The sequence below is a fragment of the Halorhodospira halophila genome (assembly GCF_016653405.1).
GTDB lineage: Bacteria > Pseudomonadota > Gammaproteobacteria > Nitrococcales > Halorhodospiraceae > Halorhodospira > Halorhodospira halophila_A.
Genome location: NZ_NHSN01000027.1, coordinates 20,402 through 29,446, shown reverse-complemented (window position 1 = coordinate 29,446; position 9,045 = coordinate 20,402). Strand labels below are relative to the sequence as shown.

At 67.2% G+C, this 9,045-nt stretch carries 6 protein-coding genes; 5 read left to right on the top strand and 1 reads right to left on the bottom strand.

The window, feature by feature from the left end:
• The 5 genes from CCR79_RS11490 to CCR79_RS11470 form a co-directional block, all read left to right on the top strand.
• The coding region (locus CCR79_RS11490) for a methyl-accepting chemotaxis protein (protein WP_207190382.1) at positions 1-1,272 on the top strand (1,272 nt) is incomplete at its 5' end.
• A 52-nt stretch (positions 1,273-1,324) separates the two neighbouring features.
• Complete coding sequence (locus CCR79_RS11485; RefSeq protein WP_201172810.1) at positions 1,325-1,630, top strand: STAS domain-containing protein; 306 nt, start codon at positions 1,325-1,327, stop codon at positions 1,628-1,630.
• Between the two features lie 41 nt (positions 1,631-1,671).
• The gene (locus CCR79_RS11480; protein WP_201172808.1) at positions 1,672-3,405 is read left to right on the top strand and encodes an ATP-binding SpoIIE family protein phosphatase; all 1,734 of its coding nucleotides are present in this window, start codon (positions 1,672-1,674) and stop codon (positions 3,403-3,405) included.
• Between the two features lie 14 nt (positions 3,406-3,419).
• The gene (locus CCR79_RS11475; RefSeq protein ID WP_201172806.1) at positions 3,420-4,103 is read left to right on the top strand and encodes a TVP38/TMEM64 family protein; all 684 of its coding nucleotides are present in this window, start codon (positions 3,420-3,422) and stop codon (positions 4,101-4,103) included.
• A 213-nt stretch (positions 4,104-4,316) separates the two neighbouring features.
• Positions 4,317-4,919 carry a superoxide dismutase gene (locus CCR79_RS11470; RefSeq protein WP_201172804.1) on the top strand — a complete coding sequence of 201 codons (603 nt, stop codon included), beginning with the start codon at positions 4,317-4,319 and terminating at the stop codon, positions 4,917-4,919.
• A gap of 153 nt (positions 4,920-5,072) precedes the next feature.
• Here the strand turns inward: CCR79_RS11470 and metH are convergent, their stop codons facing one another.
• A complete protein-coding gene (gene metH / locus CCR79_RS11465; protein WP_201172802.1) occupies positions 5,073-8,759 on the bottom strand; it encodes a methionine synthase in 3,687 nt (1,228 codons plus the stop codon).
• Positions 8,760-9,045: the final 286 nt, after the last annotated feature.

The window sequence follows — 9,045 nt, the reverse complement described above, 5'->3', positions numbered from 1 at the left end:
CTCCCACCCCACCCAGGAGAGGTGACTATGGTCGAGGTTGCCGAGGATCGCGACGGCGAGTCCATCGTCTACCACCCGAAGACGGCGTGGCTGCGCCACTACGGTGCGCCCTCCGCGCTAACCGTGGCAGCCATGGCGATCGCCTACGCCTGGCCGGCCACGGGGCCGCTGGCGGTGCTGCTCGGCGCCAGCGGTTGGGCCGTGGTCGGCTACCTGCGCCGACGCGAGACGGGCTGGAACGAGGCGACGGATACCGTGGAGGATCTGGAGGACGCCCTGCGCGATCTGCTCTACGACATCGACGACAGCCTCAACGCCGAGTTCCGGACGGTGAACAGCGACCTGGAGCAGATCCGCGGGCTGGTCGGCGATGCCGTGCAGTCGCTGAACCAGAGCTTCAACGGCATGGATCAGGCCACCGATGAGCAGGAGCGCCTTGCCCGGGCCGTGATCGAGCAGACCGGCGGGGACTCCGCGGTGGAGCAGTTCGGTATCTCCGAGTTTGTCCGCGAGACCGAGAGCTTCCTGAACAACTACGTCGACATGATCGTCGACATGAGCCGGCGCAGCGTGAAGACCGTCGAGCGCATCGACGACATGGTCGCGCAGATGGGGCGGATCCACGAGCTGCTTGCCGACCTCAAAGGGATCGCCAGCCAGACCGACCTGCTCGCCCTCAATGCCAGCATCGAGGCGGCCCGGGCCGGGGAGTCCGGTCGCGGCTTCGCGGTGGTCGCCGAGGAGGTGCGCAAGCTCTCCGAGAAGGCGAATCAGTTCAACGAGCAGATCGGCGAGGAGGTCAAGACGATCACCAAGCTGGTGGAGGAAGCCCGCACCGAGGTCGGCGAGATGGCCTCCAACGACATGAATGTGACCCTCTCCACCAAGGACCAGATCTCGGAGATGATGAAGAGCCTGCAGGATGTGGATCAGCAGGTGGAGCAGCAGGTCACGCGCATTTCCCAGGTCAGCGGGCAGATCGATCAGCATGTGGCCGACGCCGTTCGCGCGCTGCAGTTCGAGGATATTGTGACGCAGCTGGTGGATGGCTCGCGCGCCGGCGTCGAGGGGCTGGATGACTACCTCGACGGGGTACGCAATGTCCTTCAGGCCATCGCTGCCGACGACGTCCACGGCAGCCAGTACGCAGCACGCCTTCGGGAGGCCCGCGAACGGCTGGCCCAGCAGCGCCAGGAGCGTGAGGCGGCGCGGGCGAACCAGCGCAAGGTCGAGCAGCAGTCCATGGATCACGGCGACGTGGAGCTCTTCTGAGCCCCGCGGCGCCCCGCGAATTCGACACCGACAGCAAAGCAGGAGCGTAACGATGGGCATCCGAACCGAGCGCGAGGACGAGGGGCAAACCCTCGTCATGGCGATCCAGGGTTTCTTCGACTTCAGCCTGCACAAGGATTTTCGCCAGGCCTACAAGGGGGAGGAGGGCGTCCGTCGCTACGTGATCGACCTCTCTGAGACCGAATACATGGACAGCTCCGCCCTCGGCATGTTGCTGCTGCTGCGGGAGTCGGCCAGCGATCAGGGCGCCGAGGTGGTGCTGCGCAACTGCTCCCGCGAGGTGCGCAAGATCCTCGAGATCGCCAACTTCCAGCGCCTGTTCACCATCCAGGAGTAGGCCGCGTGGACGGCGCTGGGGGCGGGGAAACGGGGGGCACCATGGACAGGCTGGCCGAACAGGCGCTGCCCACTTTTCTGGTGGTTGATGACGAGCCGGTGAACACCATGCTCCTCGAGGCGATCCTCGGGGCGCGGGGCTTTCACGTGATTACGGCGGCCGATGGCGAGGAGGCGGTGGCCCGCTTCCGCGAGCAGCCGGTGGACATGATCCTCATGGACATCATGATGCCGCGGATGGACGGCTATCAGGCCACCCGGCAGATCAAGGCCATGGATACCGGGGGGTTCATCCCGGTGCTCTTCGTTACCGCCCTGACCGATGAGCAGCGGCTGGCGCAGTGTGTCGAGGCCGGCGGCGATGACTTCGTCACCAAGCCCATCAGCCGGGTGCAGCTCAACGCCAAGATCGACTCCTGGCTGCGCACCCGGGCCCTCTACCACACTGTCGTCACCCAGCGCGACGCGCTGCGCAGCCACCAGGAGCGGCTCGAGCGCGAGCAGGAGACCGCCGAGCGCATCGTCGCCCGGGCTACGGCCTCCAGTGACCTTCAGGCGCCGGGGGTGCGCTACCACTATCAGCCGGCGGCTATCCTCAGTGGCGATATCCTGCTGGCCGCCCGCCGGCCCAACGGCAATCTGCTGATCCTTATCGGGGACTTCACCGGCCACGGGATCGGCGCGGCGGTCGGTGTGCCCGGGCTGGCGGCGGTCTTCTACGACCGGGTCGGGCGGGGGGCACACCCCGCCGAGTTGCTCGACGACGTCAACGAGAAGCTCTTCCGGAGCCTGCCGGCGGATATGTTCCTCACCGCGGCGCTGCTGGAGGTGGACTGCCACAATCGCCGGCTCGGCGTGTGGAACGCCGGCATGCCGCCGGTTTGGGTCCTGCGCGGCGGTGAGGTGGTGCAGCGCTTCCCGTCGGTGGACCTGCCCCTGGGGGTGATCCGCGATACCGCGCCGGGGCGCCGGCAGCTGGCCTACCTGGAACTGACCTCCGGGCTCCACGCCTACGCCTGCTCGGACGGCATCGTTGAGGCCACCGATGCCGGCGGGCGGCTCTTCGGCAACGAGCGCATCGAGGCAGCGCTTTGCAGTGGGGATCCCGCTGCCGGATTCGGCGCCTTGCTGGAAGCTGTCGGAGCCTTCCGGGCCGGGGACGAGCAGGGCGACGATACCACCCTGGTCTCCGTGGACTTGGACCGGCTGCTGGCCGAGGGGGCGATGGGCGGCTACGGGGCGGCCGCCGCCGAGAACTGGTACAGCGAGTTGGTCCTGGACGCCGCGACCCTGGCCCACGTCAATCCGGTGCCGCCGATCATGAATCTGCTCGCCGAACTCGGGGCGCTGGAGGAGGACCGGCAGAGCCTCTACGTGGTCATCGCCGAGCTCTTCACCAACGCCCTGGAGCACGGCGTGCTCGGGCTCGACTCGGCGCTCAAGAGAGACCCGGATGGCTTCGAGGCCTATTACCAGCAGCGCGCCAGGGCGCTGGAGGCGCTGGAAGAGGGCGAGATCCGCCTGCGCGTGCAGTGCGACGCCGCCGACGGCAGCGGATACGGGATCGAGATCGAGGTGGAGGATTCCGGCGAGGGGTTCGACTACCGGCGCATTCTGGAAGACGGCGGCGGCCACGGGGCGCCCATCGGTGCGGGCCGGGGCATCCTGCTGGTGCGCTCACTGTGTGACGAACTGAGCTACTTCCCGCCCGGCAACCGGGTGCGGGTGCGGTATACGCCGGGGGGGCGCCCGCGCCCCTCGCGGCCCGATTCGTAGTAGCATCGGGCGCCATGCGCTTGCGTCTTCCCCAACCCTCGGTGCGCTGGTGGCCGGGGTATCGCCCCTTCCTGCTCGCGCTGCTGCTGCTCAGCGGCCTGGCGGTGGCCGTGTGGGGGCCCTGGGATGCCGAGGACGTTGTCGCCTGGGGCGAGCTCCTGGTCGAACGTCCCTGGTTGCTGCTGGTGGTCGTCGTGCTGCAGGCGGCGCTGTTCACCCTGGCGTTGCCGGGCAGCCTCTTCCTCTGGGTCGTCGCCCCGTTCTACCCGCCTTGGATGTCCACGCTCACGCTGGTGGCGGGCAGTACCCTGGGCGCCCTGGGGGCGTACGGGGTGGCGTGGTTGCTGGGCCGTGATGCGGTGCCGGCGGACAGCCGCTGGATCCGGGTGCTCCGGGGCAACAGCGATTTCCTCAGCCAGTGCGCCATCCGGGCCCTGCCCGGCTTTCCGCACCCGCCGCTGAACTACGGGGCCGGCTGGCTGGGGTTGCCGTTGAAGACCTTCGTCGTCGCCACGGTGGTTGGGCTGGGGATCAAGTGGGGGGTCTTCTCGCTGGCGATCTACAGCGCGGTCGAGGCAGCCGCCCGGGGCGGGGAGATCGATACCCGGGCCGTGGTGGTCCTGCTCGGGGTGGCCGTGCTGTTCGTCGCGGGGGCCTTCCTGCGGCGACGCCTGACCGGGCGCGGGAAGGACGCCTGAATACGCGGCGCCGCGGGTTGATCAGACTGCTCGATGCCCGAGCGGCCATAACGGCTATAGTGTCCCCCGGGCGGGCTCCCGATAGCGGCGGGCGGAGACAACCCAGAATCCGCGGGATTGATGCCGTGCCCCTCGGCCCCCCATGATGGATTTGTACGCCCTGGCACAAAGCGCAGGGACGTCACGACCGCGCGAAGGAAAGGAGAGATCCTGATGGCCTATCAACTCCCCGATCTGCCCTACGACTACGGCGATCTGGAGCGCTCCATCGACGCCCAGACGATGGAAATCCACCACACCAAGCACCACAACACCTACGTTACCAAGCTCAACGATGCCGTCTCGGGGACGGAGCACGAGGGGCAGCGGCTGGAGGATCTGCTTGCGCGCGTCTCGAGCCTGCCTCTGGCGATCCGCAACAACGGGGGCGGACACTGGAACCACGACCTGTTCTGGCGGGTGATGTCGCCCAACGGCGGCGGCAAGCCGTCGGGGGATCTGGCCACGGCCATCGACTCGGCCTTCGGCTCCTTCGATCAGTTCCGCGAGCAGTTCACGCAAGCCGCGCTGGGGCGTTTCGGCTCCGGCTGGGCGTGGCTGATCCAGACCTCGCGAGGGCTGGAGATCACCGATACCCCCAATCAGGACAACCCGCTCATGGACGTGGCGCCCAAACAGGGTACGCCGCTGCTCGGCCTGGATGTCTGGGAGCACGCCTACTACCTGCGCTACCAGAACCGGCGGCCGGACTACGTCGAGGCGTGGTGGGATGTCGTGAACTGGGATGAGGTCGCCTCGCGGTTCCAGGCGACGTAATGCTCTTGAGGGGGGCAGGGGTAGGGGGTAGCGTTCGCGGCCTGCCAGGCGGTGCGTGATGCCCCGGGACCCCGTCCCTGATTCCCAGAGCTTGCAGTGGGCAGGCCCCCTCGCCCGTCTCGGCGGGCGAGGGGTCTTGACGGGCGGTTCCCCTCAGTCCTCGGGGTCGTAGCCGAGGTTCGGCCCCAGCCAGCGTTCCGCCTCCTTGCGGGACATCCCCTTACGCTTGGCGTAATCCTCCACCTGGTCCTGGAAAATCTTCCCGACGCCGAAGTACTTGGCCTCCGGGTGGCCGAAGTACCAACCGGACACGGCAGCGGTGGGGACCATGGCCTTGGACTCGGTCAGGCTCAGGCCGATGTTCTCCTCGACGTTAAGGATCTCCCAGAGGCGGTCCTTCTCGGTGTGGTCGGGGCAGGCCGGGTAGCCCGGTGCCGGGCGGATGCCCTGGTACCGCTCCTTGATCATGTCCTCGTTGGACAGGTTCTCGTCGGCGGCGTAGCCCCAGAACTCCTTGCGCACCCGCTCGTGCAGGCGCTCAGCGAACGCCTCGGCCAGGCGGTCGGCCAGGGCCTTGAGCATGATGGCGCTGTAGTCGTCACCGGCGGCCTCGAAGCGCTGGATGTGCTCGTCGATGCCGATCCCGGCGGTGACCGCGAAGGCGCCCATCCAGTCCGGCACGCCGCTTTCCTTGGGCGCGATGAAGTCGGCCAGGGACTGGTGCGGCTTGCCCTCACCCTTCTCGGTTTGCTGGCGCAGATGACACAGCGTGGCCAGCACCTCGCTGCGTGCCTCGTCGGCGTAAACCTCGGTATCCTCGCCAGTGCTGTTCGCCGGGAAGAGGCCGAACACCGCGCGGGCGGTCAGCCACTTCTCGTCGATGATCCGCCGCAGCATCGCCTGGGCGTCGTCGAAGAGCTTGCGCGCCTCCTCGCCCTGCTTCTCGTCATCGAGGATCTTCGGATACTGGCCCCGCATCTGCCAGGCGGCGAAGAACGGCGTCCAGTCGATCCGCTCGACCAGATCCTCCAGCGGGTAGTCGTCCAGTACCTGGACTCCCGGCTTCTCGGGCTCCTGAGGCCGGTGGGTCGACCAGTCGATGGGCGTGGCGTTCTTCTTGGCCTGCTCGAAGGAGACCCACTTGGTCTTCTGCTGCCGGGCCTCGTGCTGTGCGCGCACCTGTTGATACTCAGCGGCCAGCTCCTGCTTGTACGGCTCGGCCTGGGTTTCGCTGACCAGCTTGGAGGCCACGCCAACGGCGCGCGAGGCGTCCTTGACGTAGATGCTGGGCGCCGAGTAGTTGGGCGCGATCTTCACGGCGGTGTGCACCCGTGAGGTGGTGGCACCGCCGATGAGCAGCGGGCAGGTGAAGCCCTGGCGCTCCATCTCCTGGGCCACGCCGATCATTTCGTCGAGCGACGGCGTGATCAGCCCGGAGAGGCCGATGATGTCGGCGTTGACCTCCTTGGCCTTCTGCAGGATGGTCTCAGTGGGGACCATGACGCCGATGTCGTGGACCTCGAAGTTGTTGCACTGCAGGACCACCGCCACGATGTTCTTGCCGATGTCGTGGACGTCGCCCTTGACGGTGGCGATCAGCACCCGGCCGGCGGGCTCATCGTCACCGGACTTCTCGGCCTCGATGTAGGGAAGGAGGTGGCTCACCGCCTGCTTCATTACGCGGGCGGACTTGACCACCTGGGGCAGGAACATCTTGCCCTCGCCGAAGAGGTCGCCGACGGTGTTCATACCGTCCATCAGCGGTCCCTCGATCACCTGGATCGGGCGCTCGTGCCGCTGCCGCGCCTCCTCGACGTCCACGTCGATGTAGTCGGTGATGCCCTTGATCAGGGCGTGCTCGAGGCGCTTCTCCACCGGCTCCTCGCGCCAGGAGAGGTCCTCCTCCTTCTTCTTGCCGCCCTGGCCCTTGTAGCGGTCGGCCAGCTCCAGCAGGCGGTCCGTGGCGTCGTCGCGGCGGTTGAGGATGACGTCCTCGCAGAGCTCGCGCAGCTCCTTGTCGATCTCGTCGTAGACCTCGATCTGGCCGGCGTTGACGATGGCCATGTCCAGTCCCGCCTTGATGGCGTGGTAGAGGAAGACCGAGTGCATGGCCTCGCGGACCGGCTCGTTGCCGCGGAACGAGAAGGAGAGGTTGGACAGGCCGCCGGAGATCTTGGCGTGGGGCAGGTTCTCCTTGACCCAGCGGGTCGCCTCGATGAAGTCGACGGCGTAGTTGTTGTGCTCCTCGATGCCGGTGGCCACGGCGAAGATGTTCAGGTCGAAGACGATGTCCGCGGGCTCGAAGCCGTCATTGACCAGCGTGTTGTACGCCCGCTCGGCGATCTCCAGGCGCCGCTCGTAGGTGTCGGCCTGCCCCTTCTCGTCGAAGCACATGACCACGGCGGCGGCGCCGTAGCGCTTGAGCTTGCGGGCCTGCTGCAGGAAGGCTTCCTCGCCCTCCTTGAGGGAAATGGAGTTGACCAGGCCCTTGCCCTGGATGCGCTTGAGTCCCTCCTCCATGATGTCCCACTTCGAGGAGTCGATCATGATCGGCACCCGGGAGATGTCCGGTTCGGACCCGACCAGGTTGAGGAAGTCGATCATCGCATCCTTGGAGTCGAGCATGCCCTCGTCCATGTTGATGTCGATGATCTGGGCGCCGTTCTCCACCTGCTCCTTGGCCACCTCCAGGGCGGTCTCGTAGTCGCCCTCCTTGATCAGGCGGCGGAAGCGGGCCGAGCCGGTGACGTTGGCGCGCTCGCCGATGTTCACGAACAGCGAGTCGTTGCCGATGTTGCACGGCTCGAGCCCGGACAGGCGCATGACGTCGGGCGCCGCTTCCGGTACCTGACGCGGGGCGAAATCCTTGACCTGCTCGCGGATGGCGGCGATGTGCGCCGGCGATGTGCCGCAGCAGCCGCCGATGATGTTGATCAGCCCCTCCTCGGCGAAGGTGCGCACGATCTTCGCCATCTCCTCGGGGCTTTGGTCGTACTCGCCGAACTCGTTGGGCAGGCCCGCGTTGGGGTGCGTCGAGATGTGCGTGTCGGCGATCTTCGACAGTTCCTGCAGGTGCGGGCGCAGGTCCTCGGCGCCGAGGGCGCAGTTCAGGCCGACGGAGATCGGCCGGGCGTGGCGCACCGAGTTCCAGAAGGCCGCCGCGGTCTGGCCCGACAGGGTCCGGCCGGAAGCGTCGGTAATGGTGCCGGAGATCATCACCGGCAGGCGCCGGCCCGATTCCTCAAAGACCTCCTCGAGGGCGTAGATGGCCGCCTTGGCGTTGAGGGTGTCGAAGACTGTCTCGATCAGGATCAGATCGGCGCCGCCTTCGAGGAGGCCCCGGGCCTGCTGCGCGTAGGCTTCGAACAGCTGGTCGAAGGTGATGTCGCGATAGCCGGGATTGTTGACGTCCGGGGAGATGGAGGCCGTCTTGCCGGTCGGGCCCATGGTGCCGGCGACGAAACGCGGGATGCCGGTCTCCTGCTCGACTTCGTCGCAGACGGCGCGGGCGAGCCGGGCCGCCTCGATGTTCAGCTCGTCGACCAGATGCTCGGCGCCGTAGTCGGCCTGGGAGAGAACCTGGGAGTTGAACGTGTTGGTCTCGACGATGTCCACACCGGCGTCGAGGTTCTGCCGCGTGATGTCGCGGATGATATCGGGCCGGGTGAGGACCAGCAGGTCGTTGTTGCCCTTGAGTTCCGAGGGGTGATCAGTGAAACGCTCGCCGCGGAAGTCGGCCTCCTCGAGCGGGTACTTCTGGATCTCGGTGCCCATCCCGCAGTCGAGGATCAGGATGCGCTGGGCGAGCTGGTCGCGAAGCTGTTGGCTACGATCGGTCATGGTCTAACGGTTCGCTCTGTGGCTCACGGGTTCTTCAGGCGCCCGCGCGCTATGCCGCCGCGAGGCTGCAGCCCGGATACGGCTTGCGTGGGAAGACGGAGAAGAGGGCGCGCACTCGCGCGGCCCGGCGCGGGGATGGGTGCCTAGTTGGATAATCGTTATCACGCCAGTATCTCAACCGCCGCCGCGGATTTCAACGTCGCCGCGGCGGAGGCCGTCCGCCAGGGCGCCGAGGCATAAGCTTAGCGCCGCCGGTTGCTTGATTCCCCGCAATGGCGATGCCACT